Raw genomic sequence first — 24,279 nt, forward strand, 5'->3', positions numbered from 1 at the left:
ATAGCGGAGGCGTTATGGATTACGAACAGACCATGATGGAATTGCTGATCAATGCAGGGGAAGCCCGTTCGTCGGCGATGATGGCGATTCAGTGTGCGCGCAAACGCGACTGGACCGGGGCTGACGCAGCGCTGGCAGCTTCAGATACCGCGGCAAAAGCGGCACATAAAATTCAGACCGCGTTGATTAGTGCAGATGAGGGAAGCGGAAAATTGCCGGTCACGCTGATTCTGGTGCATGCGCAGGATCATCTGATGAATGCAATGCTGTGCCGCGAGCTGGCAGAGGAGCTGGTCATGCTGCGCAAAGAGATCTATAGCTGACAGGCGGCGCGCCGGCCGCCTGAGCGAGGTGATTAGCTGATTTCCAGTGCCAGTAGCGACTCAATAGTCTGCGCGCGGCGGATTTCCCGCGGCTGGCCCTGCTCAAACAGCACTTCCGGGATCAGCGGACGGCTGTTGTAGTTAGAGGACATGGATGCACCGTAAGCTCCGGTGTCGTGGAACACCAGGTAATCGCCAACCTTTGCCGCCGGAATCGCGCGTGGTTCGACCATGCCGCCCTCCAGCTGGGTAAAGACATCACCCGATTCGCACAGCGGACCCGCGACCACCGTGTCGATGGTCTGCTGCTCCTCAATCGCCCGCTCATCGCCCCCCATCAGCGAGATATGGTGATAGCTGCCATACATTGAGGGGCGCATCAGGTCACTGAAACCGGCATCGACCAGCACGAAGTGACGGCTGCCCATCGACTTCACTGCCCGAACCTGAGAGACCAGCACACCCGCCTCGGCCACCAGGAAACGGCCTGGTTCAATCTCCAGCTTTATCGCGTGACCCAGATGCTGAGCGATACGCTGCCGTGCTGCATCCCACAGGCCAAAATAGTGATCGGTATCGATCGCCTCTTCGCCATAGCGATAAGGCACAGAGAGGCCGCCGCCCGCAGAGATCGCCGTCAGATCCTGACCTGACGCCATCACCAGTTCGACCATCGCATCACAGACCTGCTGCAGATGCGCATAATCGACGCCTGAGCCGATATGCATATGAATGCCCACCAGCTTCAGGCCGTGCTGCTGAATCGCTGCCAGCGCCTCGGCTAAATCGCCGTGCCAGATACCGTGCTTGCTGTTTTCGCCGCCGGTATTGGTTTTCTGGCTATGGCCGTGACCGAAGCCTGGATTAACCCGCAGCCACACCGCGTGTCCCGGTGAGACCGCGCCGAGCTGATGCAGCATATCGATCGATCCGGCATTGACCGGCACCTTTATCGCGGTCACCCGCGCCAGCGTTGGCTGATCGAACAGATCCGCGGTAAAGACGATCTCATCACCACCAGGCTGGTAGCCCGCAGCCAGCGCACGTTCGATCTCACCCAGCGATACCGAGTCCACTTTCACACCCGCTGCGCGCATCAGGCGCAGGATATGAATATTTGAACAGGCTTTCTGCGCAAAACGCACCACATCAAACGCCTGCAGCTGGGCAATACGCGCCTGAATAATCTGCGCATCATAAGCCCAGAATGGCCCGGCATAACGGCGTGCCAGCGGCAGCAGGTTAGCGGCGTTGAGGGCGGTGTCGGTACTCTGTAAGGAACGTGGCATAGCAATTCTCCTGTGGCAATAACCGCATTAAGCCAGAATCATGCCATAGCGAAAAATATCTGTTTTAATAGCATCTATTCACAATGGATATAGGAAGGCGGCGTGGCAAACATTAACTGGCGGCATATTGAGATCTTTCATGCGGTGATGACCAGCGGCAACCTGACCCAGGCTGCAACGCTACTGCATACCTCACAGCCGACGGTGAGCCGGGAGCTGGCACGCCTGGAGCAGCAGCTGGGATTAGAGTTGTTCGGACGGGTTCGTGGTCGCCTGCAACCGACGGTGCAGGGATTACGTCTGTTTGAAGAGGTGCAGCGATCCTGGTACGGCCTGGATCGCATCATGGAAGCGGCTGAAGGGCTGCGCCAGTTCCGTCAGGGTGAGCTGTCGATCGCCTGCCTGCCCGTTTTTTCGCAGTCGCTGCTGCCACCACTGTGTCAGCCCTTTTTACAGCGCTACCCGGATGTGAGCCTGAATGTGATTCCTCAGGAGTCGCCGCTGCTGGAGGAGTGGCTGTCAGCCCAGCGCTATGATATCGGCTTAACCGAAACCCAGCACGCGCCGGCCGGGACTGACCGCCTCGCCCTGCTGACCTGTGATGAAGTGTGCGTGTTGCCACAGCATCATCCTCTGAGTCAGCGTGCAGAACTGACACCGCACGATTTTGCGGGCGAACAGTATGTCAGCCTGTCGCGCAGTGACAGTTATCGTCAGTTGCTGGATGCGCTGTTTCATGAGCAGGGCGTCGAACGGCGGCTGGTGATGGAGACGCACAGCGCCGCTTCGGTGTGCGCCATGGTCAGAGCGGGCGTGGGCATTTCGATTGTGAATCCGCTGACGGCGCTGGATTACGCCGACAGCGGTGTGGTGATGCGTAAGTTCAGCGTGGCGGTACCCTTTACCGTCAGCCTGGTGAGGCCGCAGCACCGCCCTGCGTCGGCGCTGGTCGATGCTTTTGTCAGCCATCTGCAACGGCAGGTGGCTGACTTTCCGGCACGCATCGACGCCCGCCTGGCTTAAGCGCGAACCTTGGCGGCTGCGCGGCCCGATTTGCGGAAGGTGATCAGACAGATCAGCAGGCCAATTGCCGCCAGCGCAGCGGCAGCAACCGGCACCGCCGTCAGGCCATATCCACGGCCAATCACCGCACCGCCGACCCAGGCACCCAGCGCATTACCGACGTTAAATGCCGAAATGTTCAGGGTTGAGACCAGGTTCGGCGCCTCTTTACCGTGACGGACCACGTTGATCTGCAGACCCGGTACCGTCGCAAAGGTCGCCATCGCCCACAGGAACAGGGTGATCTCCGCCAGCCACAACGCATGGCTGGTCCAGCTGAACAGCAACGAGAAGCTGGCGATCAGGGAGAAGCTGAGGATCAGACTAAAAGAGACTTTCCAGTCGGCCAGTTTGCCGCCAAGAATGTTACCGACCGTCAGGCCTGCGCCAATCAGGAACAGCGTCCAGCTGACACCCCGATCGCTGATGCCCGTTACCTCTAACAGCAGCGGCGCAATGTAGCTGAACAGTGCAAACATCGCCGCGGCAAAGAACACCGTCATCAGCAGCGAGAGCCAGAGTTTCCCGTTGGCCAGCGCACCGATTTCACTCGCCAGATGAACCGGCTTCTCCTCTTTATTGTTCGGCAGACTCACGATCAGGGCGATAAACGCCAGCACGCCGATCACAGCCACGCCCCAGAACGTGGCGCGCCAGCCAAACATCTGTCCGAAACTGGTTCCCAGCGGAACGCCCAGCACGTTGGCTAAGGTCAGTCCGGTGAACATCAGTGCGACAGCGGAAGCCTGACGACCGGCTGGCACCAGACTGGCGGCGACCACCGCGCCAATACCGAAGAAGGCACCGTGACAAAGCGCGGTGACGATGCGTGCCAGCATCAGCAGGTTATAGTTGTAAGCCAGCGCACACAGCAGGTTGCCGACAATAAATATCACCATCAGCAGAATCAGCGTTTTTTTACGCGGCAGCCTGGCGGTGAGCAGCGCCATAATCGGCGCACCAATCGCCACGCCCAGCGCGTAGCCGCTGATCAGCCAGCCCGCCGACGGAATTGACACCTGAAGGTCACGCGCCACCTCCGGCAGCAATCCCATAATGACAAACTCCGTGGTTCCGATGGCGAACGCACTCAACGCCAGCGCCATTAATGCTACAGGCATAACACTCTCCCAATATCATTTGCAGGTGAACTGCACAGACGCGCAGCCCCACGACGCTTATTAAAATTTGATCTGCGTCACGGTGAGCATTACAGCACAGTGCTGATGCGCGACATAGCCTGCGCGCAGCAAAGGATTATTGCCGGGGCCGCAATAATCCTGCTGCTTTTTCGGAACAAATGGCTTTGTCAGCCTTCTGGCTAAGCCCGTTAAAGCGCGCATGACCCAGGGTCAGGTTGTCATTTCCCGCGAAACCGTTACGCTTTTTAGTGCGTATTTAATTAATAAATCCTTAACGTTGCCGATATATCCCTAATCAATTGCCAGGTGATGTGATCAACTTCTGACGCAGGGAGAGAGAATGCAACGACTCATAGCCTTTATGGTTTTTGGCTTAACCGGCTGTTCGGTAGGTCATTATGAGTACAGTAAAGAAGCTGAAAAACGGGTTGATATGACCGTGACCGGCATTCCCACCGTGCTGGGTTTTGGCACGCTTGGAACCACTATCCCGCTGACGCCGGAGTACAGCCTGACCGCCGCGCACGTGGCGAAGTTTTCGCTTTATCGCGTCAAAGCCTGGCATCCGCAATGCGATCTGGCGGTGGTCTACCACAAAAACAGTGAAATAAACCTTCCACCCAGCTTCCGCAACAGCCATATCGGCGACCAGGTGAATCTCTACGGCTACAGTTTCATTTCGGCCATGCCGGTCAGCTCCAGCGGACAAAACCTGATTAATACCACGCTGGCAAACCGCTGGAACAAGCCGGACTGCGTCGTCGTGGCGGCGAATGCAGGTGTGGTGAAAGGGATGTCGGGCGGCGCAGTCTATAACGCCTCTGATGATACGCTGGCGGGCGTGATTATCGGCTACAGCAATGACATCAACGACAATGCCAGCGGTAAAACACTTTATAAGAACGTTGCGCTCTATGTGCCTTACTCGCGATTTCAGACATGGCTGGCTCAGGCGATTAAATCCTGAGATTTTTTGTCGGGCAAACCGGGATGGTTACCCATAGGATGTTCGGGCGGATTCAGCCATCTGTCTTTACGGGTTGCTTCGTATTCCGGGTTAAGAGGATAAGTAATACGATTTTCAGGCTTGCTGGTCTCCCCCACCACTAAAAAGCGTGCCTCGTGCTCGCTGTTATTGATAAAGGTGTGGCAAATGCCAGTGCCCGCCGGAAAAGCCACTGCATCGCCCGGCGACAACGGGTACAGCTCGCCGTTGATCCAGGCGTCAGGATGACCTTCAAGCACAAAAATGAACTCTTCTTCTGCGCTCTCCGCGTGGGGATAAGACATGCGGCGTCCGGGCAAGAGCCTTTCATGGTGAATGCCAAGGCGGGTTAATCCCAGCAACTTAGCCAGTGGCGCACCAATCGACATGCGCTCATCGCTGTCAGCATAATGTTCGTTATCTTCGCCTTCAAGCGCTTGCCAGTGGCGAATACAGTCGGGACGTTGTGTCATGATGGTTGCTCCAGGTTGAGACATTCAGCCTGGCAGAGGGAGCGGCATGACTCAAGCATGGCGAGGCGAACAGCAGACATAAAAAAGGCCGGGATGCCCCGGCCTTTTCTGAGAACAGTCAAACTTACTTGCTGCCTGGACGCAGTGCCGGGAACAGAATCACATCGCGGATAGTGTGGCTGTTGGTAAACAGCATCACCATGCGGTCAATACCGATGCCCAGACCGGCAGTTGGCGGCAGACCATGTTCCAGCGCGGTGACATAGTCTTCGTCATAGAACATCGCTTCGTCATCACCCGCATCTTTGGCATTTACCTGCTGCAGGAAACGCTCAGCCTGATCTTCCGCATCGTTCAGCTCGGAGAAACCGTTACCGATTTCACGACCGCCAATGAAGAACTCAAAGCGATCGGTGATTTCCGGGTTCTCGTCATTGCGACGGGCCAGCGGCGAGACTTCAGCCGGATATTCGGTAATAAAGGTCGGCTGAATCAGATGCGCTTCTGCCGTCTCTTCAAAGATCTCGGTTACGACACGGCCCAGACCCCAGCTCTTCTCCACTTTAATATGCAGGGATTGTGCAATCGCCACGGCTTTATCGAAGTCTTCCAGATCGGCCAGATCCGTTTCCGGACGGTATTTCTTGATCGCTTCACGCATGGTCAGTTTTTCAAACGGCTTGCCGAAATCAAACTCCTGCTCGCCGTAAGGCACTACGGTGCTGCCCAGCACGTCCTGCGCCAGCGTACGGAACAGGCTTTCGGTCAGCTCGATCAGATCTTTGTAATCCGCATAGGCCATATAGAGTTCCATCATGGTGAACTCAGGGTTATGACGTGGCGAAATACCTTCGTTACGGAAGTTACGGTTGATCTCGAACACGCGATCGAAGCCACCCACCACCAGACGCTTCAGATAAAGCTCTGGCGCAATACGCAGATACATGTCGATATCCAGCGCATTGTGGTGGGTGATGAACGGACGCGCAGACGCGCCGCCGGGGATCACCTGCATCATCGGGGTTTCCACTTCCATAAAGTCGCGGCCCACCATGAACTGGCGAATACCAGCCATGATCTGCGAACGAATTCTGAAGGTGTTACGCGACTCCTCGTTGGCGATGAGATCAAGGTAACGCTGACGGTAGCGCGTTTCCTGATCGGCCAGGCCGTGGAACTTGTCCGGCAGCGGACGCAGTGCTTTGGTCAGCAGGCGCAGTTCAGAACAGTGAATCGACAGTTCGCCGGTTTTGGTTTTGAACAGTTTGCCGCGCGCGCCCAGGATATCGCCGAGATCCCACTTTTTGAACTGCTCGTTGTAGATGCCTTCAGCCAGATCGTCACGCGAGACGTAAAGCTGAATCCGGCCACCCACATCCTGCAGGGTCACGAAAGAGGCTTTACCCATGATACGACGGGTCATCATGCGTCCGGCAACGCTGACTTCGATACCCAGCTCTTCAAGCTCTTCGTTGCTCTTCTCGCCATAGCTCTCATGCAGCTGGTTTGAGAGACTGTCACGACGAAAATCGTTAGGAAACGCCACGCCATTTGCACGCAGCACGCTCAGCTTTTCGCGACGCGCTTTCAGTTCGTTATTTAACTCAACGGCGGCATCAGCGCTCTGCGGTTGTTGTTCAGACATGTCGGTTCCTTATAACCCTGCTTTTAAACTAGCTTCAATGAATCGATCCAGGTCGCCGTCCAGCACCGCCTGGGTGTTACGCGTCTCTACGCCGGTGCGCAGATCTTTGATGCGTGCATCATCGAGAACGTAAGAACGGATCTGACTTCCCCAGCCGATGTCGGACTTGTTGTCCTCCAGCGCCTGTTTCTCAGCATTTTTCTTCTGCATCTCAAGCTCGTACAGCTTCGCTTTCATCTGCTTCATCGCCTGATCTTTGTTCTTGTGCTGAGAACGGTCATTCTGACACTGGGTGACGGTACCGGTTGGAATATGGGTAATACGTACCGCAGATTCCGTCCGGTTAACGTGCTGGCCGCCCGCCCCTGACGCACGATAGACGTCAATGCGCAGATCGGCCGGGTTGATGTCGATATCAATATCGTCATCCACTTCCGGGTAGATAAAGGCGGAGCTGAATGAGGTGTGACGACGACCGCCGGAGTCAAACGGGCTCTTACGCACCAGTCGATGCACGCCCGTTTCGGTGCGCAACCAGCCAAAGGCGTAGTCGCCTGACACGCGAATAGTCACAGATTTAATGCCTGCAACTTCACCTTCAGACTCTTCGATAATTTCGGTTTTGAAGCCTTTGGCTTCGGCCCAACGCAGATACATACGCATCAGCATGCTGGCCCAGTCCTGCGCTTCGGTGCCGCCGGAACCCGCCTGCAGATCGATGTAGCAGTCGGCGCTGTCATACTCACCAGAGAACATGCGGCGGAATTCCAGTTCGCCCAGCTTGCCCTCAAGGACATCCAGCTCGGCAACCGCTTCGTCGAAAGTCTCTTCGTCTTCCGCTTCTACCGCCAGTTCAAGCAGACCCTGCACATCTTCCAGGCCCTGCGACATCTGATCCAGCGTCTGCACGATCGCTTCCAGCGAGGCGCGCTCTTTGCCCAGCGCCTGAGCACGCTCAGGTTCGTTCCAGACATCGGGCTGTTCCAGCTCGGCGTTTACTTCTTCGAGGCGTTCTTTCTTGGCATCGTAGTCAAAGATACCCCCGAAGAACGTCGCTGCGCTCACTGAGGTCCTGAATACGGTTTTTGACCGGGTTGATTTCAAACATGGCTTTAGCGTCTTTCTTATGTTCGATGGGACAGGAAAATTAACGCACAAGTTTACCCGAAACTGGCGGCAGATTGTAGCGCTGAGACAGCGGGCGGATGCCGGGGTTGCGTGATGTGTCGCATTTACGTGGCATCCCCGCGCGCGGCAGGTTAACGCCGGGGATAATCAGGCTGTCGCGCCTCTGCCGTGGCCGGAGACGCGCGTGACCTGTTTAACTCAGTTCAGCGGCCAGAGATGGTCAATGATCAGCTGCACCGAGCGGTTACCACGATACTCATTGATATCCAGCTTATAGGCCAGCTCGACCTGACGAATGCTGCTGTCGGGCCACAGCGTGGTATCGACATTAAAGGCGATTCCGTCAATCAGCGGACCGCCGTCCAGCGGTTCGACCATCACCTTCAGATGTCGCTCGCCCACCAGCCGCTGTTGCAGCAGCTTAAATTTGCCGTCAAAAGCGGGTTCCGGGAACGCCTGGCCCCAGGGACCGGCTTCGCGCAGCATCTCAGCGGTCTGCAGCGAAAACTCCTGCGGCTGTAACGCGCCATCAGACCAGATGATGCCCTGCAGAGATTCGCCATCCAGCCACTCACCGACCAGATCGGCAAAGCGCTGACGAAACTCCTCGTAGCGTGCGGTTTCCAGTGATAAACCGGCCGCCATGGCGTGACCACCGAACTTCAGCATCAGGCCGGGATTCAGCGTGTCCAGGCGCTCCAGCGCATCGCGCAGATGCAGACCGGCAATCGAGCGGCCCGAGCCTTTCAGCGTGCCGTCGCCCGCGGGCGCAAAGGCAATGACCGGACGATGGAAACGCTCTTTCAGACGAGAGGCGAGAATGCCCACCACGCCCTGATGCCATTCGGGATGATAGAAGGCCAGTCCCAGCGGCAGATCGCTCTGTTCACGCTCCAGCGCCTGACACAGCGCCAGCGCTTCACTCTGCATGCCCTGCTCTATCTCTTTGCGCGTCTGGTTCAGCGCATCCAGCTCACTGGCCAGCATGCGCGCCTGGCTAAGATCGTCGGTCATTAACAGCGCCACGCCCACCGACATATCGTCGAGGCGGCCTGCGGCGTTGAGCCGTGGCCCCAGCGCAAAGCCGAGATCGCTGGCCGCCAGCTGACGGGCATCGCGATTCGCAATTTCCAGCAGCGCCCGGATGCCTGGCCGACATTTTCCGGCCCGGATGCGGCTGAGCCCCTGCCACACCAGAATGCGGTTATTAACGTCGAGCGGCACCACATCAGCAACCGTGCCGAGCGCGACCAGATCCAGCATCTCTGCCAGATTCGGTTCAGTGCGGGTAGCGCCAAACCAGCCCTGGGTACGCAGATGGGCGCGCAGCGCCAGCATCAGATAGAACGCAACGCCCACGCCTGCCAGCGCGCGTGAAGGAAAGTTGCAGTCCGGCAGATTGGGATTCACGATCGCCTCAGCGGCCGGCAGGGTTTCGCCCGGCAGATGGTGGTCGGTAATCAGCACCGGAATACCGTGCTGATGCGCGCACTCCACACCGGCATGAGAGGAGATGCCGTTATCGACCGTCAGAATCATTGCGGCACCACGCGCGCGCGCCTGCTCAACCACTTCCGGACTGAGGCCATAACCATCTTCAAAGCGGTTAGGCACCAGATACTGCACGTTGCCGCCACCCATGCTGCGCAGCGCCATCACCGTCAGCGCGGTACTGGTTGCGCCATCGGCATCAAAGTCGCCCACTACCATAATGCGACGCCCATCCAGCAGCGCCTGGTGCAGCAGCTCTACGGCGCTCTCAATCCCGCTTAAGGACTGATAGGGCAGCAGGTTTTTTGCACCGCGCTCCAGCTCCGCAGCGTCACACACGCCGCGTTGCAGATAAAGTCGTTTCAGCAGCGGCGGCAGCGTGGCCGGTAGCGCATCGTCAACCGTCACCTCACGGCGACGGAGTTCTACATCCTGTTTTACCACCGATTAACCACCACGCTTCTGATTGTCCAGCACCTGCTTCAGCTCCTGCGGCGACTGATAACCCGGTATCATCATGCCGGTGTCGGTCAGCATTGCGGGCGTGCCCTGAATGCCGAAAAGCACACCCAGTTTGTAGTGCTGAGCAATATCAATTTTGCAGCTGTCCGGCGCGGCCATCTTCGGCGCATTACCTTTCATCGCCTCGTCGAACACTTTATTACGGTCAGCGCTGCACCAGATCGCTTTCATCGCCAGTGCGATCTGACCATTCAGCCCTTCACGCGGAAACGCCAGGTAGCGCACGGTAATGCCCAGCGCATTGTAGTCCGCCATCTGCTCGTGCAGCTTGTGACAGTAGCCACAGGTGATATCGGTGAAGACCGTGATCACGTGCTGCTCTTTTGGCGCTTTGTAGACGATCATTTCCGGCACCAGCGCCTCGACTTTTTTGTCCAGCAGCTGGTTGGTGACGTTGACCGGCTGTTTGCCGCTGACATCATAGAGCGGGCCCTGAATCATATGTTTGCCGTCATCGGTCACGTAGAGCACGCCGCTTTCCGACAGCACGGTTTTAAAACCCGGCAGCGGTGACGGGCTGATCTCCGTCTGGTTCAGACCGAGCTTTTTAAGGGATTGCTGAATGGCGCTGTCATCGGCCTGTGCCAGACCGGAAAAGGCGCTGGCTAACAGGGCCAGCATGGCAAAATGCTTGTTCATTTTTATCCTTTATGCCCGCGAATCAGGCTCGCGGATGGTGTTGTTGATGTAACTGACGCAGGCGCTCAGTGGCGACGTGCGTATAAATCTGGGTGGTGGAGAGATCGCTATGTCCCAGCAGCATCTGTACGACACGCAGATCCGCGCCGTGGTTCAGCAGATGGGTCGCAAAGGCGTGACGCATCACATGCGGCGATAACTTTTCGCTATCAATGCCCGCCAGCGTGGCGTAGTGCTTGATGCGATGCCAGAAGGTCTGGCGCGTCATCTGCTGTGCCCGGTTACTGGGAAACATCACGTCCAGCGTCTGCCCGTTGAGCAGCCATGGGCGACCATGTTCCATATATTGCTCCAGCCAGTAAACCGCTTCTTCACCTAACGGCACCAGCCGCTCTTTATCCCCTTTACCGATAACCCGCACAACGCCCTGTCGCAGGCTGATGTCGCTGAGCGTCAGTCCAGTCAGTTCAGAGACGCGCAGGCCGGTGGCATAGAGCACCTCCAGCATCGCCTTGTCGCGCAGCTCCAGCGGGATGTTGGTATCCGGTGCCTGCAACAGCCGTTCAACCTGGGCTTCACTGAGATCTTTCGGCAGACGCTGCGGCAGTTTTGGTGCAGAGAGCAGCGCGCTGGGATCGTCCGGGCGCAGCTTTTCGCGATAAAGATACTGGAACAGGCGACGCATGGCGCTGAGCAGCCGCGCTGAACTGGTCGCCTTGTAGCCGCCCTCCAGCCGTTCAGCAAGAAACTGCTGCAGATCCAGCGGCGTCACGCTGAGCAGCGTCAGCTGGCGATGCGCCAGCCAGCCGGTCAGCGTCTGAAGATCCTGACGATAAGAGGAGAGAGTATTCTGCGCCAGATTGCGTTCAATCCAGAGCGCATCAAGAAACTGTTCTGTCAGATCGCTGTCCTGCACGTTATCTCCGCCGTCTGGTGTAAAATCATGCTCATTATGCCTGATTCAGCAGCGCTTCTGGTACAATTGCGCCAAAGTCAGTATTTACAGAGTGTTATCTGCATGAAAATCGGTCTTTTTTACGGTTCCAGTACCTGTTACACCGAAATCGTAGCGGAGAAAATTCGCGATTTTATTGGCGAAGAGTTAGTGACGCTTCATAACGTCAAAGATGACGACCCGCGCCTGATGGAGCAGTACGATTTGCTGATCATGGGCATCCCGACCTGGGATTTCGGTGAGTTGCAGGAGGACTGGGAGGCGATCTGGCCGCAGTTGCCCGCACTGAATCTGCAAAACAAGATTGTCGCGCTCTATGGCATGGGCGATCAGATTGGCTATGGCGAGTGGTTTTTAGATGCGCTCGGCATGCTGCACGATTTGCTGCAGCCAATGGGCGTGCATTTTGTCGGGTACTGGCCGCTTGAGGGCTATGAGTTCACCAGCCCGAAACCGCTGAGTGCCGATGGCTCGCAGTTTGTAGGTCTGGCGCTGGATGATGTGAATCAGTTCGAGGTCACCGACGAGCGCGTTGAGCAGTGGTGCGAGCAGGTGCTGACCGAAACCGCTGCACGACTCTGACCGGTCAGGCGCGCTGGTTTGCTGTTGTCGAACCCAGGCGCCAGCAGACGATGATTGCCTGGCCTGCTGCCGTTAATGCCGCGCTTTGCTGAAACAGCAGGCGCGCAACGCCCGCCATTCGCCAGGCTGCATATTGTCCCGCATCAGCCACCAGCGCAGCGTGGCACCCTGTTCGCTCTTTGCCACCAGCAGCACGCCAATCGGCAACCAGCGCAGCGGCTGGGTTGGCCGCCAGCGTTTTCCCTGCCAGATCCAGCAATGAACGCTTTCCCGCTGTAACGTACCGTGCCGCTGAATTAATCGCCGAACGCTGCGCCAGCCCTCAGCCAGCATCAGCAGAATAACCGGCGTTTTAATCAGCCAGCCGCTCACAGGCAGCGTCATCAGCATTACACCAGGAACGGCAGCCACCAGCCAGGCGCACAGACATCCGCACGCCAGGCGAGAGGGTCGCAGCTTACATTGCCACCGGGCCGCGGTCATGGTTACGCTGCTGGATCAGTTTTACCATCCGCTTAAGCTCCGGATCGGCTGGCTCACCGTGGTTCATCAGCCAGTTAAACAGATCGGGATCGTCACTCTTCAACAGGGCAACAAAGACCTGCTTATCGGTGTCGTTCAGCGTGTCATACTCAAATTTGAAGAACGGCATAATCGCCACATCCAGCTCCAGCATGCCGCGACGGCAGGCCCACTGAATACGTGATTTATCATTAATATCCATGCGTCAATTTCCACAATTCTCAACGTGGCCGCTAGTGTAACCTGGTTTACTGCGGCTCGCAGGTACAGCGTCGCAGGCTGTGCAACCTGCCACATTTCAGGCTGGATTTTTTCAGGGTTATCACGCCTTTTGTGCGCCGTTTTCCGTAAACAGGTTGCATTGCCAGTCGGCTCTTTTAACATTGAAGACAACATTCCGGATGAACCTTCTTACACAGGATATCTCCATGCCCACTTTTACTTTACCGCCGCGCCAGCCTGCCGCGTCGTCTCGTCTGCCGCTAACCCTGATGTCACTGGATAGCTGGGCGCTGGTCTCCGTTACCGGTGCCGACAGCACCGCTTACCTGCAGGGTCAGTTAACGCTGGATGTCGCGGCGCTGGATGCAGACCACCATTCGCCCGCCGCACACTGTGATGCTAAAGGCAAAATGTGGAGCAATATGCGCCTGTTCCATCGCGGCGAAGGCTATGCCTATTTGATCCGCCGTGAACTGCGCGACACCCAGTTGACTGAGTTAAAGAAATACGCCGTGTTTTCGAAAGTGACGATGGCGGCTGACGATGAGTCCGTTCTGCTGGGCGTTGCCGGTTTTCAGGCGCGCGCTGCGCTGGCGAATCTGTTTGATAGCCTGCCCGACAGCGAGAAACCGGTGGTACAGCAGGGCGAAACGACGCTGCTATGGTTTGCCCATCCGGCCGAGCGTTTTCTGATTGTCACTTCGCTGTCTCAGGCAGAAGCGCTGAAGCAGAAGCTCAACGATGATGCACAGTTCAATGACAGTCAGCAGTGGCTGGCGCTGGAGATTGAAGCGGGCATTCCGGTGATCGATCCGGCCACCAGCGTGCAGTTTATTCCCCAGGCCACTAACCTGCAGGCTCTGGATGCCATCAGCTTTAAAAAGGGCTGCTATGCCGGTCAGGAGATGGTCGCGAGGGCGAAATATCGCGGTGCCAATAAACGCGCGCTTTACTGGCTGGCGGGTCAGGCCAGTCATCTGCCGGAAGCCAATGCCCCGCTGGAGTTGCAGATGGGTGATCGCTGGCGTCGGACCGGCAGCGTGCTGGCTGCGTTGCAATTAGATGACGGCATCAGCTGGATTCAGGTGGTGCTGAATAACGATCTGGAGCCGGATAGCGTGCTGCGGGTTGAAGGTGATGAAGGCGGCCATCTGACCATTCAGCCGCTGCCCTACTCACTGGATGAGAGCTGATTCCGCCAAATGGCCCTTCCGTTAAGGGAAGGGCCAGTGCTGCAATTCAGATCAGCGCACATAAAAGTAGATAGCGCAGAAGTGGCAGAGACTGCCGCCCAGCACGAACAAATGCCAGATGGCATGGTTATAGGGAATGCGGCGCGCCACGTAGAAGATCACGCCCAGCGAATAGATAATTCCGCCTGCGGCCAGCAACCAGATGCAGCCCGCAGGCAGGATCATCGCCAGCTGATAAACCACAATCAGCGACAACCACCCCATACAAAGATAGGTCACCAGCGACAGCGCTTTGAAGCGATGCGCAATCGTGAGCTTGAACAGAATACCCGTCAGTGCCAGCCCCCAGATGACCGCCATTAATCCATACGCCAGCGGCGTTCTCAGCCCGACCAGCAGAAACGGCGTATAGGTGCCGGCAATCAGCAGATAAATGGCGCAGTGATCAAACTTTTTCAGCCAGGGCCTGGCCGGGCCAGCCGGAATAGCGTGATAAAGCGTCGAGGCCAGAAACAGCAGGATCATGCTGCCACCATAGAGGCTATAACTGATAAAAGTGACGGTGTCAGCCTGCCTCTCCGTTGCCTGATTGAGCATCAGCACCAGTCCGACGATGCCGAAGAGACAGCCCAGACCATGACTGATACTGTTGGCAATTTCTTCGCCGAACCACTCGTCCGCCGCGTGTCGTTGTTTGTGAGAAAGTGTGGGGGTCATAAGTGTGTCCTGAACAGCGTAATTGCAGTGATAATATTCTCCAGACGGGATGATAGCGATTTCAGTGTACACCTGTACGCTAAAATTATCTGATGAATTTCGCTATCCGTTAAACCGGATGCTGAATCTGGTAAACTGACCGCCGGTCAACTGTTCTATGAGTCATTCATGTTTTCGCATCGCGATCTCGCTCGTCTTAACGATCTGGAAATGCAGGTCTATCAGTTCATCATTAAGCACCGCGAAGGCGTCAGCTACATGACGATCCGCGAGCTGGCTGCGCAGGCTGGTGTCTCTACTACTACCGTGCTACGTTTCTGCCGCAAGATGGATTGCGAAGGCTGGTCGGAATTCCGCATCCGCCTGCGCTTAAGCGAACAACAGAGCGCGCCGCTGCTGAACACGGCCGGCGTCAGCGAAATGCTGAGCTTTTTTAAGAGTATAAATAACCCGGAGTTTGAACAGCTTATTGCCCAGGCCGCGCAGAAGATTAATCAGGCGGAGCGAATTTTCTTTATTGGCGTCGGCACCTCCGGCAGCCTGGCAAAATATGGCGCGCGTTTTTTCTCAAACCTCGGTAAATTCAGTCATGCGATTGACGATCCTTATTATCCGGTCGCACCCGATCTCTATGAAAATGCTATTGCCATTATTTTATCGGTCTCAGGCGAAACCGAAGAGATCCTGCGCATTGCCAGCCAGTTTAGTATTAATAAGTGCAAAATCATTGCGATAACCAATACGGAATGCTGCTCACTGGCGAAGATTGGTGACTTCAACCTCTGCTATCACGTGCCGATTATCCGCATGGCGGACAACACCGATATTACGACTCAGGTGCCAGTGACCTATATTATTGAAGCTATAGGCCGTCAGCTGGGGAAATAAAACAGCCTGTTTTTCAGATGTAACAAACGCCATTTTCTGCGCGCTGTTATATCGTGACTTTCATTATTTCCTTGCTACACTCAGCGCAATTTCAATATTCGCAATAGGGTGAAGCATGAGTGCAGAATTGCAGTTACCAAAAGGCTTTCTTTGGGGCGGCGCAGTGGCAGCGCATCAGGTTGAAGGCGGCTGGGATCAGGGCGGCAAAGGCGTCAGCATTGCTGACGTGCTGACCGGCGGTTCGCATGGCGTTGACCGGGTGATCACCGACGGCGTGCAGCCTGGCCATTTCTATCCGAACCACAAAGGCGTGGAGTTTTACTCCCACTACAAACAGGATGTCGCGCTGTTTGCCGAGATGGGCTTCAAATGCTTCCGCACCTCCATTGCCTGGACCCGCATCTTCCCCAACGGGGATGAGCAGCAGCCCAACGAAGCGGGCCTGCAATTCTATGACGATCTGTTTGATGAACTGCTGAAGTATGGCATTGAACCGGTCATCACCCTTTCGCACTTCGAAATGCCTTATCACCTGGTCAAAGAGTATGGCGGCTGGCATAACCGTAAAGTGGTCGACTTCTTTGTGCGCTTCAGCGAAGTGGTGATGAATCGCTATAAGAACAAAGTGAAATACTGGATGACCTTTAACGAGATCAACAACCAGCGTAACTGGCAGTATCCGCTGTTTGGTTACTGCTGTTCAGGCGTGATCTTCACCGAACACGAGAAGCCTGAGCAGGCGATGTATCAGGTGATGCATCACCAGTTTATTGCCAGCGCCAGAGTGGTCAAACTCGGCCACGATATCAATCCAGACTTTCAGATTGGCTGCATGATTGCCATGGTCCCGGTTTATCCGTTCTCCTGCCACCCGGACGATGTCGTGCTGGCGCAGGAGTCGATGCATCAGCGCTATGTGTTCAGTGACGTGCAAATGCGCGGCTACTACCCGGCCTACACCCTGAAAGAGTGGGCGCGCAAAGGGTATGACATCCAGATGGAAGCGGACGATGCCGAGACACTGCGTCAGGGCTGCGCCGACTATGTCGGCTTCAGCTACTACATGAGCAACGCCGTGAAGACCGATGCCAGCGGCGTTGACGACCCGATTACCGGCTTTGAAGGTGTGGTGAAAAACCCGCATGTGAAAGCGTCAGACTGGGGCTGGCAGATCGACCCGGTGGGCCTGCGCTATGCCATGAACGAGATGTACGAGCGTTACCAGAAGCCGCTGTTCATTGTAGAGAACGGCTTTGGTGCTATCGATAAGCCCAATGCCGACGGGCTGATTGAAGATGATTACCGTATCGACTATCTGCGTGCGCACATCGAAGAGATGAAGAAAGCGGTGGCATATGATGGTGTGGATTTAATGGGCTATACGCCGTGGGGCTGCCTGGATTGCGTTTCGTTCACTACCGGTCAGTACGACAAGCGTTACGGCTTTATTCATGTGAATAAAAATGATGATGGCAGCGGTGATTTTTCTCGTGCGAAGAAGAAGAGCTTTGACTGGTATCAGCAGGTTATCGCCAGCAACGGCGAAAACCTCTGATTCATTACTTCGCTCAGACGAAACCCGTTAACGCCCACCGGCAGCGTCAATGATGCTGCCGGTGACGTAAGAGGCCGCGTCACTGGCCAGCCAGACGATCGCTTGCGCCACCTCTTCTGCCTCACCGCCACGTCCCATCGGGATCACGCTGGCAAGCCTGTCTACCCTGTCCGGCTCGCCGCCATCGGCATGCATCTCTGTATAGATAAATCCCGGACGTACGCTATTAACCCGAATCCCCTGCTGCGCCACTTCCAGCGACAAACCTTTCGTCAGCGTATCCATCGCCCCTTTTGAGGCGGCGTAATCAACATATTCGCCGGGCGCACCAGTACGGGATGCGGCCGATGAGACATTGACGATCGCACCGCCCTGACCGCCATGATGGGTGCCCATCCGCTTAACCGCCTCACGACAGCAGAGAAAGGTCCCGATAACATTGGTGGCAAAGACTTTATGCAGTCGCGCTGCATCCAGTTGCTCGGTGCGGCACTGCTGAAAAAGAATCCCGGCGTTGTTCACCAGCAACGCCAGCGGCACAGACTGCTGGTCGAGTTGCGCAAACATCGCCATCACCTGGGCTTCATCACTGATATCTGCCTGAACAGCAAAGGCTTCACCGCCCTGCTGCTGGATCTGCGCCACCAGCTGTTGCGCTTCGGCCTCACGCTGACGATAGTTCACCGCAACACGATAACCCTGCGCTGCCAGTAACAGCGACGTGGCCCGTCCGATACCGCGGCTGCCACCCGTAACCAGCGCCATTTTCATGCGGATTCTCCAGAAAAAAGGGCCGACGAATCGCCCCTTAAACGTTAATGTTTTCCTGCAGGGCGCTTACTGATAGTCGCTCATGGGTACGCATGAGCAGAACAGATTGCGGTCGCCAAACACATCATCCAGACGTTTTACCGTCGGCCAGTATTTGTTGTGGCTGCCCGCCGGGAAGACCGCCAGTTCACGGCTGTAAGGATGTGACCACTCACTGACGATTTCCAGCTGGGTATGCGGCGCATTGACCAGAGGGTTGTCGTCGAGCGGCCACTCACCTGCCGTGATACGGTCAATCTCCATGCGGATCGACAGCATCGCGTCGATAAAGCGATCCAGTTCGATTTTGCTCTCGGACTCGGTTGGTTCCACCATCAGCGTACCCGCTACCGGGAAGGACATGGTCGGCGCGTGGAAGCCATAATCAATCAGGCGCTTAGCGATATCCAGCTCACTGATACCGGTCTGCTCTTTCAGCGGACGGATGTCGAGAATACATTCGTGCGCCACGCGGCCGTCACGGCCCGTGTAGAGCACCGGATAGGCGGACTGCAGGCGGCTGGCGATATAGTTGGCATTCAGAATCGCGACCGAGCTGGCCTGTTTCAGCCCTTCGGCGCCCATCATACGAATGTACATCCAGCTGATCGGCAAAATAGAGGCGCTGCCAAACGGCGCTGCGGATACGGCGCCCTGCTGCGTCAGTACACCGTCGATCTGTACCACGCTGTGTCCCGGAACAAACGGTGCCAGGTGCGCTTTCACGCCAATCGGTCCCATACCCGGGCCGCCACCGCCGTGCGGTATGCAGAAGGTTTTGTGCAGGTTGAGGTGCGAAACATCCGCGCCAATATAGCCCGGCGTGGTGATGCCGACCTGCGCATTCATGTTCGCGCCATCCAGATAAACCTGGCCGCCATACTGATGCACAATCTGGCACACTTCACGGATGGTCTCTTCATAGACGCCGTGGGTGGAGGGATAAGTCACCATGATGCAGGAGAGCTTGTCGCCCGCCTGCGCCGCTTTTTCCCGCAGGTCGCCAAGGTCGATGTTGCCCTGTTTATCGCAGGCCACGACCACCACGTCCATGCCCGCCATCTGGGCGGAAGCCGGGTTAGTCCCGTGCGCTGAACTCGGGATCAGGCAGAGATGACGATCGCCCTCGCCACGGCTTTCGTGATAGCGGCGGATCGCCAGCAGCCCGGCATATTCACCCTGCGCGCCGGAGTTTGGCTGCATACAGAGCGCATCATAGCCGGTGAGCTGCACCAGCCACTGCGACAGCTGGCCGATCATCTGCAGATAGCCGGTCGCCTGTTCCGCCGGGCAGAACGGATGCAGCTCCGCAAATTCCGGCCAGGTGATCGGGATCATTTCGGCAGCAGCGTTGAGTTTCATGGTGCAGGAGCCCAGCGGGATCATCGCCTGATTCAGCGCGAGATCCTTTTTCTCCAGGCTGTGCATGTAACGCATCATCTCAGTTTCGCTGTGATGACGGTTAAACACCGGATGGGTCAGGATTTCGCTGTGGCGTTGCAGGCCAGCCGGAATCGCGTGGCTTTCGCTGGCCACTTCGCTGTCGAGCTTTTCCAGATCCTGGCCGTGCTCATCACCCAGCAGAATAGCGAACAGCGCAAGAATATCGTCGCGGCAGGTGGTTTCATCCAGCGTGATGCCAACGGCGTTATGGATGTCGCTGCGCAGGTTAACGCCAAAGCTCAGGGCGCGATTCAGCACGGCGGCTTTATCCGCCACTTCCACCGTCAGCGTGTCGAACCAGTGCTGATGGCGCAGCTTCAGGCCACCCTGTTGCAGTCCCGCCGCCAGAATGTTGGTGAGGCGATGAATGCGTGAGGCAATGCGTTTCAGGCCCGCCGGGCCGTGGAACACCGCATAGAGACCGGCGATGTTTGCCAGCAGCACCTGCGACGTACAGATGTTGGAGTTGGCCTTTTCACGGCGGATATGTTGTTCACGGGTCTGCATCGCCATACGCAGCGCCGTGTTGCCCGCCGCATCACGTGAAACACCAATGATGCGACCTGGCATAGAGCGTTTATGCTCGTCGCGGCTGGCGAAAAAGGCCGCGTGAGGGCCGCCATAACCCATAGGCACGCCGAAACGCTGAGCGGAACCAAACACAATGTCTGCACCCTGCTTGCCTGGCGCTTCCAGTAATACCAGCGACATGAAGTCTGCCGCCATGCTGACCACCACTTTACGAGCTTTCAGTCCGGCAATCAGCGCGCTGTAATCGTGCGCGTCGCCGGTGGTGCCCACCTGTTGCAGCAGCACACCAAACAGGTCGTCGTGATCGGGCGCTTTGTCGGCGCTGTCGATAATCAGTTCGAAGCCAAATGTCTCTGCACGGGTGCGGACCACATCCAGCGTCTGCGGATGAATATCGTCGGCAATAAAGAATTTATTGGCGTTTTTGAGCTTACTGACGCGCTTTGCCATCGCCATCGCTTCGGCAGCAGCAGTGGCTTCATCCAGCAGTGACGCGGAGGCAATATCCATGCCGGTGAGGTCCAGCGTCAGCTGCTGGAAGTTCAGCAGCGCTTCCAGACGGCCCTGGGAGACCTCGGGCTGATACGGGGTATAGGCGGTGTACCAGCCCGGATTCTCCAGCATATTACGCAGGATGACCGGCGGGGTGATCACCGCGCTGTATCCCATACCGATCCAGGATTTGTAACGCAGATTCTGGCTGGCAATCGCTTTCAGTTCGGCCAGCGCCTGCTGTTCCGTAGCGGCTTCGCCAACCGCTGGCGGGCCTGGCAGCTGAATGTCTGCCGGCACAATCGTGCTGATTAACGCGTCCAGCGAACGGGCACCAATCGCGTCAAGCATCTGCGCCTGCTGCTCAGGTGAAGGACCGATATGGCGCTCAATGAATGCACCGTTGTGTTCAAGCTGGCTGAGAGTCTGAGTCATTAGCAGTAAATCCTGAATCGGGCTGGGGGAACCGGAGAGCAAACATAAATCTGCGGCCTCTGTGTGAGGCCGCCTGACGACTACTCGTCGATGGAGGCTTTGTAAGCATCCGCATCCAGCAGCGTGTCGATTTCAGACGCGTCGCTGGCTTTGATTTTGAATAACCAGCCGCCTTCATAAGGCTCGCTGTTGACCTGCTCCGGTGAGTCAGTCAGTGCTTCGTTGACCGCCACAATCTCACCGCTGATCGGCGCATAGATATCTGAAGCCGCTTTAACGGATTCTGCGACCGCGCACTCTTCACCAGCGGCAAACGTCGCGCCCACTTCCGGCAGATCGACAAACACCATGTCGCCCAGTAACTCCTGCGCATGTTCCGTAATTCCCACGGTGTAGCTGCCATCGGCTTCTTTGCGCACCCATTCGTGGCTGTCGCGGTACTTCAACGTATTCGGCACATTGCTCATTGGCCATTTCTCCTGAATAAAATTTACTGGGCGACCGGCTTACCGGCGCGGACAAAAACGGGACGGGTAACCTGAACCGGCATCTGACGGTTACGGATCTCAACGATGGCAGTGCTGCCGATAGAGGCCGGAACACGCGCAAGGGCGATGCTGCAACCCAGCGTTGGTGAGAAAGAACCACTGGTAATGATCCCTTCCTGCAACTGCCCCTGGTCATCGGTGAAACGCACCGGCAGGCCGTTACGCAGCACCCCTTTTTCTGTGAGGATGAGTCCCACCAGCTTTTCGGTGCCGCGTTCACGCTGCAGTTCCAGCGCTTCCCGGCCGATAAAATCGCGGTCAGCGGGTTCCCAGCAGATGGTCCATCCCATGTTGGCGGCCAGCGGTGAAACGCCTTCATCCATCTCCTGACCATAAAGATTCATACCCGCCTCCAGACGCAGCGTGTCGCGCGCGCCAAGGCCAGCAGGTTTTACGCCTGCGGCCAGCAGACGCTGCCAGAAACCGGCCGCCTCCTCTGCAGGCATAGCAATCTCATAGCCCGCTTCGCCGGTATAACCGGTTGTGGCGATAAACAGGTCACCTGACTGCACGCCGAAAAATGGCTTCATGCCAGCAACAGCCTGACGCTGTTCTTCGCTGAACAGCGTCTGTGCTTTCTGCTGCGCCTGCGGCCCCTGCACGGCAATCAGCGCCAGGTCATCACGTTCGGTAAGCGTAATGCCATAGCCCTCTGCGTGTTGGATGATCCAGGCGAGGTCCTTCTCACGGGTGGCAGAGTTCACCACCAGTCTGAAGAACGTTTCGCTCATAAAGTAAACAATCAAATCATCAATGACGCCACCCGATGCATTCAGCATGCCGGTGTAGAGCGCTTTACCCGGCTGCGTCAGTTTTGCCACATCATTTGCCAGCAGGTAGCGCAGGAATTCGCGGGTCCGCTGACCTGTCAGGTCAACAATGGTCATGTGAGAGACATCAAACATACCGGCATCGCTGCGCACCAGATGATGTTCATCCATCTGGGAGCCATAGTGCAGCGGCATCATCCAGCCATGAAAATCCACCATGCGGGCACCGCAGGCCTGATGCTGTTCAAACAGAGGTGTTTGCTGAGTCATAACCATCCTGTGCAGAAGCGGTTGAGTGCAAAAGTGCGCCGGAATTCAGTGCCGACGCAAACGTTCTCTTACGGCTGACGTTACCACCGAATCTGACGATTAACCATAAGCAAACCGGGGTCGAAAGCAGATGCACAGCCTAACCAGGAACGACCACCAACAGGATAAAAAACTGCAATTTTGTGATTAATCGCGCAATAAATTCAGTGATTATAAATATACGCAGCAAATTTATGCGAGATGGCATTCAGGATGTTAAAAAAATCCCGCAGCTCGCCAGGAGATGAATGAGAAAAAGTAATGCGAATTCAGCCGCAAAATTAGAATAAATCAAACGAAGATCCCTGATGGTGCAGCGTTGCATTTTGGTGGTGCAGAGGGGTTCAGATATAAAAAAAGCCAGCAGATGCTGGCTTATCAGGAGGCGTGGATTTAGCGTAGCCAGGCGGGCAAATCATTCAGGCCCATCGCCTGCTTCAGCATCATCGGTTTTACCCCTGGCAGGCGATCCGCCAGCTTCAGACCCACGTCGCGCAGCAGTTTCTTCGCCGGATTATTACCAGCGAACATCTCACGGAAGCCCTGCATTCCCGCCAGCATCATGGCGGCGCTGTGCTTACGGCTGCGCTCATAGCGACGCAGATAGAGGTGCTGACCAATATCTTTGCCCTGCTGATGCAGGCGGCGAATCTCACCGATCAGCTCGGCGGCATCCATAAACCCAAGGTTAACGCCCTGACCCGCCAGCGGATGAATGGTGTGAGCCGCATCGCCCACCAGCGCCAGACGGTGTGCCGCGAAGTTGCGGGCATAGCGCGCCACCAGCGGAAACGATTTGCGCTCGCTTTCCAGCTGGCACAGGCCGAGCCGCATATCAAACGCCACCGAGAGCTGCTGATTGAACAGCGCTTCCGGCATGGTTTCCAGACGGCTCGCTTCCTGCGGCGAGAGCGACCAGACGATAGAGCTCAGATGCGGATCCTGCATTGGCAGGAAAGCCAGAATGCCGTCGCCGTGGAACACCTGGCGCGCTACTGCGTCGTGCGGCTTCTCAGTGCGGACGTTAGCCACTAACGCATGGTGATCGTAATCCCAGAAGGTCAGCGGAATATCGGCTTTATTACGCAGCCAGGAATTGGCACCGTCGGCGGCAATCATTAATCGCGCGCTTAACATGCTGCCATCCTGCAGGGTAATAAAGGCTTCGTTGTCGCCAAATGCCACCTGCTGTAACTGCGAGGGTGCCATCAGCGTTACGTCACTGCAGGCACTGGCGCGTTGCCAGAGCGCGTTATGGATCACCGGGTTTTCGATGATATGGCCCAGATGCGACAGGCCCTGATGCTCATCATCAAAGGCGATGGCACCGAAACTATCCTTATCCCACACTTCCATGCCGTGATAAGCGCTGGCACGCAGCGAGAGAATGGTCGACCAGACATCCAGCTTCTGCAACAGCCGTTCACTGGCGGCGTTGATCGCCGACACGCGAATGGACGGTGACGCACTCATCGCCAGCGGTGGCTCCGGTGATTTTTCCAGGACGGCGATGCGCAGTCCGCTGCCCTGCAAGCCGCAGGCCACCGCCAGTCCCACCATACCGCCACCGGCAATCACCACATCAAAAGTTTGCATCTGAGCCTCTTT

At 56.7% G+C, this 24,279-nt stretch carries 23 protein-coding genes; 7 read left to right on the plus strand and 16 right to left on the minus strand.

All coding sequences use genetic code 11. From position 1 onward, the window contains the following. Nucleotides 1-14: 14 nt before the first annotated feature. Nucleotides 15-323, plus strand: coding sequence for a PTS lactose/cellobiose transporter subunit IIA (locus tag ACTJKZ_RS13265; protein ID WP_222925029.1), 309 nt, complete (start codon nucleotides 15-17; stop codon nucleotides 321-323). 32 nt (nucleotides 324-355) lie between these two features. Here ACTJKZ_RS13265 and lysA read toward each other — a convergent pair whose 3' ends face one another. Beyond that, a complete protein-coding gene (gene lysA, locus ACTJKZ_RS13270; RefSeq protein ID WP_440829704.1) occupies nucleotides 356-1,612 on the minus strand; it encodes a diaminopimelate decarboxylase in 1,257 nt (418 codons plus the stop codon). 102 nt (nucleotides 1,613-1,714) lie between these two features. Between lysA and ACTJKZ_RS13275 the strand changes: the two genes are divergently transcribed. Next, complete coding sequence (locus ACTJKZ_RS13275) at nucleotides 1,715-2,635, plus strand: LysR family transcriptional regulator (protein WP_161732880.1); 921 nt, start codon at nucleotides 1,715-1,717, stop codon at nucleotides 2,633-2,635. Here ACTJKZ_RS13275 and ACTJKZ_RS13280 read toward each other — a convergent pair. After that, complete coding sequence (locus ACTJKZ_RS13280) at nucleotides 2,632-3,795, minus strand: MFS transporter (RefSeq protein WP_440829705.1); 1,164 nt, start codon at nucleotides 3,793-3,795, stop codon at nucleotides 2,632-2,634. The genes ACTJKZ_RS13275 and ACTJKZ_RS13280 overlap by 4 nt on opposite strands. A gap of 361 nt (nucleotides 3,796-4,156) precedes the next feature. On the opposite strand from ACTJKZ_RS13280, the gene ACTJKZ_RS13285 reads away from it, so the two are divergent. Continuing rightward, nucleotides 4,157-4,783 (plus strand): serine protease, encoded by a 627-nt coding sequence (locus ACTJKZ_RS13285; RefSeq protein WP_253419946.1) that lies wholly within the window; start codon nucleotides 4,157-4,159, stop codon nucleotides 4,781-4,783. Here the strand turns inward: ACTJKZ_RS13285 and ACTJKZ_RS13290 are convergent. The 6 genes from ACTJKZ_RS13290 to xerD all read right to left on the minus strand — a co-directional run bounded on the left by ACTJKZ_RS13290 (nucleotide 4,765) and on the right by xerD (nucleotide 11,615). Further along, the gene (locus ACTJKZ_RS13290; protein ID WP_440829706.1) at nucleotides 4,765-5,274 is read right to left on the minus strand and encodes a cupin domain-containing protein; all 510 of its coding nucleotides are present in this window, start codon (nucleotides 5,272-5,274) and stop codon (nucleotides 4,765-4,767) included. The two genes, ACTJKZ_RS13285 and ACTJKZ_RS13290, sit on opposite strands and share 19 nt — an antisense overlap. A gap of 124 nt (nucleotides 5,275-5,398) precedes the next feature. Continuing rightward, a complete protein-coding gene (lysS, locus tag ACTJKZ_RS13295; RefSeq protein WP_161732578.1) occupies nucleotides 5,399-6,919 on the minus strand; it encodes a lysine--tRNA ligase in 1,521 nt (506 codons plus the stop codon). 9 nt (nucleotides 6,920-6,928) lie between these two features. Next, nucleotides 6,929-8,027, minus strand: a protein-coding gene (gene prfB / locus ACTJKZ_RS13300) for a peptide chain release factor 2 (protein WP_161732580.1) whose coding sequence is annotated in 2 segments (ribosomal slippage) — nucleotides 6,929-7,951 and nucleotides 7,953-8,027 — 1,098 coding nt in all. Because the reading frame shifts where the segments join, the coding sequence is not laid out codon by codon here. Nucleotides 8,028-8,245: 218 nt separating this feature from the next. Continuing rightward, nucleotides 8,246-9,982, minus strand: a complete 1,737-nt coding sequence (gene recJ, locus ACTJKZ_RS13305; RefSeq protein ID WP_440829707.1) for a single-stranded-DNA-specific exonuclease RecJ — start codon at nucleotides 9,980-9,982, stop codon at nucleotides 8,246-8,248. 3 nt (nucleotides 9,983-9,985) lie between these two features. Then, nucleotides 9,986-10,699 carry a bifunctional protein-disulfide isomerase/oxidoreductase DsbC gene (gene dsbC / locus ACTJKZ_RS13310; protein ID WP_440829708.1) on the minus strand — a complete coding sequence of 238 codons (714 nt, stop codon included), beginning with the start codon at nucleotides 10,697-10,699 and terminating at the stop codon, nucleotides 9,986-9,988. Between the two features lie 22 nt (nucleotides 10,700-10,721). Next, on the minus strand, nucleotides 10,722-11,615 hold the full coding sequence (gene xerD, locus ACTJKZ_RS13315) for a site-specific tyrosine recombinase XerD (RefSeq protein ID WP_161732586.1): 894 nt from the start codon (nucleotides 11,613-11,615) through the stop codon (nucleotides 10,722-10,724). 102 nt (nucleotides 11,616-11,717) lie between these two features. On the opposite strand from xerD, the gene fldB reads away from it, so the two are divergent. After that, the gene (gene fldB, locus ACTJKZ_RS13320) at nucleotides 11,718-12,236 is read left to right on the plus strand and encodes a flavodoxin FldB (protein WP_161732588.1); all 519 of its coding nucleotides are present in this window, start codon (nucleotides 11,718-11,720) and stop codon (nucleotides 12,234-12,236) included. A gap of 72 nt (nucleotides 12,237-12,308) precedes the next feature. On the opposite strand, the gene ACTJKZ_RS13325 is transcribed toward fldB, so the two are convergent. Together ACTJKZ_RS13325 and sdhE are read right to left on the minus strand one after the other, a co-directional pair. After that, a complete protein-coding gene (locus tag ACTJKZ_RS13325) occupies nucleotides 12,309-12,719 on the minus strand; it encodes a protein YgfX (protein ID WP_253419958.1) in 411 nt (136 codons plus the stop codon). Further along, nucleotides 12,694-12,960, minus strand: a complete 267-nt coding sequence (sdhE, locus tag ACTJKZ_RS13330; protein ID WP_013358937.1) for an FAD assembly factor SdhE — start codon at nucleotides 12,958-12,960, stop codon at nucleotides 12,694-12,696. Before sdhE ends, ACTJKZ_RS13325 begins: the two co-directional genes overlap by 26 nt. 226 nt (nucleotides 12,961-13,186) lie before the next feature. Here sdhE and ygfZ point away from each other — a divergent pair, with 226 nt between their 5' ends. Beyond that, nucleotides 13,187-14,173: a tRNA-modifying protein YgfZ gene (ygfZ, locus tag ACTJKZ_RS13335; protein ID WP_440829709.1), complete on the plus strand. Its 987-nt coding sequence runs from the start codon at nucleotides 13,187-13,189 to the stop codon at nucleotides 14,171-14,173. Between the two features lie 51 nt (nucleotides 14,174-14,224). On the opposite strand, the gene trhA is transcribed toward ygfZ, so the two are convergent. Further along, nucleotides 14,225-14,890 (minus strand): PAQR family membrane homeostasis protein TrhA, encoded by a 666-nt coding sequence (gene trhA / locus ACTJKZ_RS13340; protein WP_222925016.1) that lies wholly within the window; start codon nucleotides 14,888-14,890, stop codon nucleotides 14,225-14,227. Nucleotides 14,891-15,058: 168 nt separating this feature from the next. Between trhA and ACTJKZ_RS13345 the strand changes: the two genes are divergently transcribed. Then, nucleotides 15,059-15,778 (plus strand): MurR/RpiR family transcriptional regulator, encoded by a 720-nt coding sequence (locus tag ACTJKZ_RS13345; RefSeq protein ID WP_440829710.1) that lies wholly within the window; start codon nucleotides 15,059-15,061, stop codon nucleotides 15,776-15,778. 115 nt (nucleotides 15,779-15,893) lie between these two features. Next, entirely contained in the window at nucleotides 15,894-17,333 is a 1,440-nt protein-coding gene (locus ACTJKZ_RS13350) for a 6-phospho-beta-glucosidase (RefSeq protein ID WP_440829711.1), read from the plus strand. A 27-nt stretch (nucleotides 17,334-17,360) separates the two neighbouring features. On the opposite strand, the gene ACTJKZ_RS13355 is transcribed toward ACTJKZ_RS13350, so the two are convergent. The 5 genes from ACTJKZ_RS13355 to ubiI all read right to left on the minus strand — a co-directional run bounded on the left by ACTJKZ_RS13355 (nucleotide 17,361) and on the right by ubiI (nucleotide 24,267). Then, a complete protein-coding gene (locus ACTJKZ_RS13355) occupies nucleotides 17,361-18,104 on the minus strand; it encodes an SDR family oxidoreductase (protein WP_440829712.1) in 744 nt (247 codons plus the stop codon). A 66-nt stretch (nucleotides 18,105-18,170) separates the two neighbouring features. After that, nucleotides 18,171-21,044, minus strand: a complete 2,874-nt coding sequence (gcvP, locus tag ACTJKZ_RS13360) for an aminomethyl-transferring glycine dehydrogenase (protein ID WP_440829713.1) — start codon at nucleotides 21,042-21,044, stop codon at nucleotides 18,171-18,173. A gap of 80 nt (nucleotides 21,045-21,124) precedes the next feature. Then, the gene (gcvH, locus tag ACTJKZ_RS13365) at nucleotides 21,125-21,511 is read right to left on the minus strand and encodes a glycine cleavage system protein GcvH (RefSeq protein ID WP_161732604.1); all 387 of its coding nucleotides are present in this window, start codon (nucleotides 21,509-21,511) and stop codon (nucleotides 21,125-21,127) included. A 23-nt stretch (nucleotides 21,512-21,534) separates the two neighbouring features. Beyond that, nucleotides 21,535-22,632, minus strand: coding sequence for a glycine cleavage system aminomethyltransferase GcvT (gene gcvT, locus ACTJKZ_RS13370; protein WP_161732606.1), 1,098 nt, complete (start codon nucleotides 22,630-22,632; stop codon nucleotides 21,535-21,537). A gap of 432 nt (nucleotides 22,633-23,064) precedes the next feature. Continuing rightward, nucleotides 23,065-24,267 (minus strand): FAD-dependent 2-octaprenylphenol hydroxylase, encoded by a 1,203-nt coding sequence (ubiI, locus tag ACTJKZ_RS13375; protein ID WP_285087839.1) that lies wholly within the window; start codon nucleotides 24,265-24,267, stop codon nucleotides 23,065-23,067. Nucleotides 24,268-24,279 lie beyond the last annotated feature (12 nt).

Origin of the sequence: Pantoea sp. 22096 (assembly GCF_052045955.1) — a bacterium.
Taxonomy (GTDB): Bacteria; Pseudomonadota; Gammaproteobacteria; order Enterobacterales; family Enterobacteriaceae; genus Pantoea; species Pantoea alfalfae.

Bases quoted from the DNA above. Each gene is read 5' to 3' on its own strand.
- ACTJKZ_RS13265 (WP_222925029.1), top strand. From the start codon at position 15: ATGGATTACGAACAGACCATGATGGAATTGCTGATCAATGCAGGGGAA.
- lysA (WP_440829704.1), bottom strand. From the start codon at position 1,612: ATGCCACGTTCCTTACAGAGTACCGACACCGCCCTCAACGCCGCTAAC.
- ACTJKZ_RS13280 (WP_440829705.1), bottom strand. From the start codon at position 3,795: ATGCCTGTAGCATTAATGGCGCTGGCGTTGAGTGCGTTCGCCATCGGA.
- ACTJKZ_RS13285 (WP_253419946.1), top strand. From the start codon at position 4,157: ATGCAACGACTCATAGCCTTTATGGTTTTTGGCTTAACCGGCTGTTCG.
- ACTJKZ_RS13290 (WP_440829706.1), bottom strand. From the start codon at position 5,274: ATGACACAACGTCCCGACTGTATTCGCCACTGGCAAGCGCTTGAAGGC.
- lysS (WP_161732578.1), bottom strand. From the start codon at position 6,919: ATGTCTGAACAACAACCGCAGAGCGCTGATGCCGCCGTTGAGTTAAAT.
- dsbC (WP_440829708.1), bottom strand. From the start codon at position 10,699: ATGAACAAGCATTTTGCCATGCTGGCCCTGTTAGCCAGCGCCTTTTCC.
- fldB (WP_161732588.1), top strand. From the start codon at position 11,718: ATGAAAATCGGTCTTTTTTACGGTTCCAGTACCTGTTACACCGAAATC.
- ACTJKZ_RS13325 (WP_253419958.1), bottom strand. From the start codon at position 12,719: ATGACCGCGGCCCGGTGGCAATGTAAGCTGCGACCCTCTCGCCTGGCG.
- sdhE (WP_013358937.1), bottom strand. From the start codon at position 12,960: ATGGATATTAATGATAAATCACGTATTCAGTGGGCCTGCCGTCGCGGC.
- ygfZ (WP_440829709.1), top strand. From the start codon at position 13,187: ATGCCCACTTTTACTTTACCGCCGCGCCAGCCTGCCGCGTCGTCTCGT.
- trhA (WP_222925016.1), bottom strand. From the start codon at position 14,890: ATGACCCCCACACTTTCTCACAAACAACGACACGCGGCGGACGAGTGG.
- ACTJKZ_RS13345 (WP_440829710.1), top strand. From the start codon at position 15,059: ATGTTTTCGCATCGCGATCTCGCTCGTCTTAACGATCTGGAAATGCAG.
- ACTJKZ_RS13350 (WP_440829711.1), top strand. From the start codon at position 15,894: ATGAGTGCAGAATTGCAGTTACCAAAAGGCTTTCTTTGGGGCGGCGCA.
- ACTJKZ_RS13355 (WP_440829712.1), bottom strand. From the start codon at position 18,104: ATGAAAATGGCGCTGGTTACGGGTGGCAGCCGCGGTATCGGACGGGCC.
- gcvP (WP_440829713.1), bottom strand. From the start codon at position 21,044: ATGACTCAGACTCTCAGCCAGCTTGAACACAACGGTGCATTCATTGAG.
- gcvH (WP_161732604.1), bottom strand. From the start codon at position 21,511: ATGAGCAATGTGCCGAATACGTTGAAGTACCGCGACAGCCACGAATGG.
- gcvT (WP_161732606.1), bottom strand. From the start codon at position 22,632: ATGACTCAGCAAACACCTCTGTTTGAACAGCATCAGGCCTGCGGTGCC.
- ubiI (WP_285087839.1), bottom strand. From the start codon at position 24,267: ATGCAAACTTTTGATGTGGTGATTGCCGGTGGCGGTATGGTGGGACTG.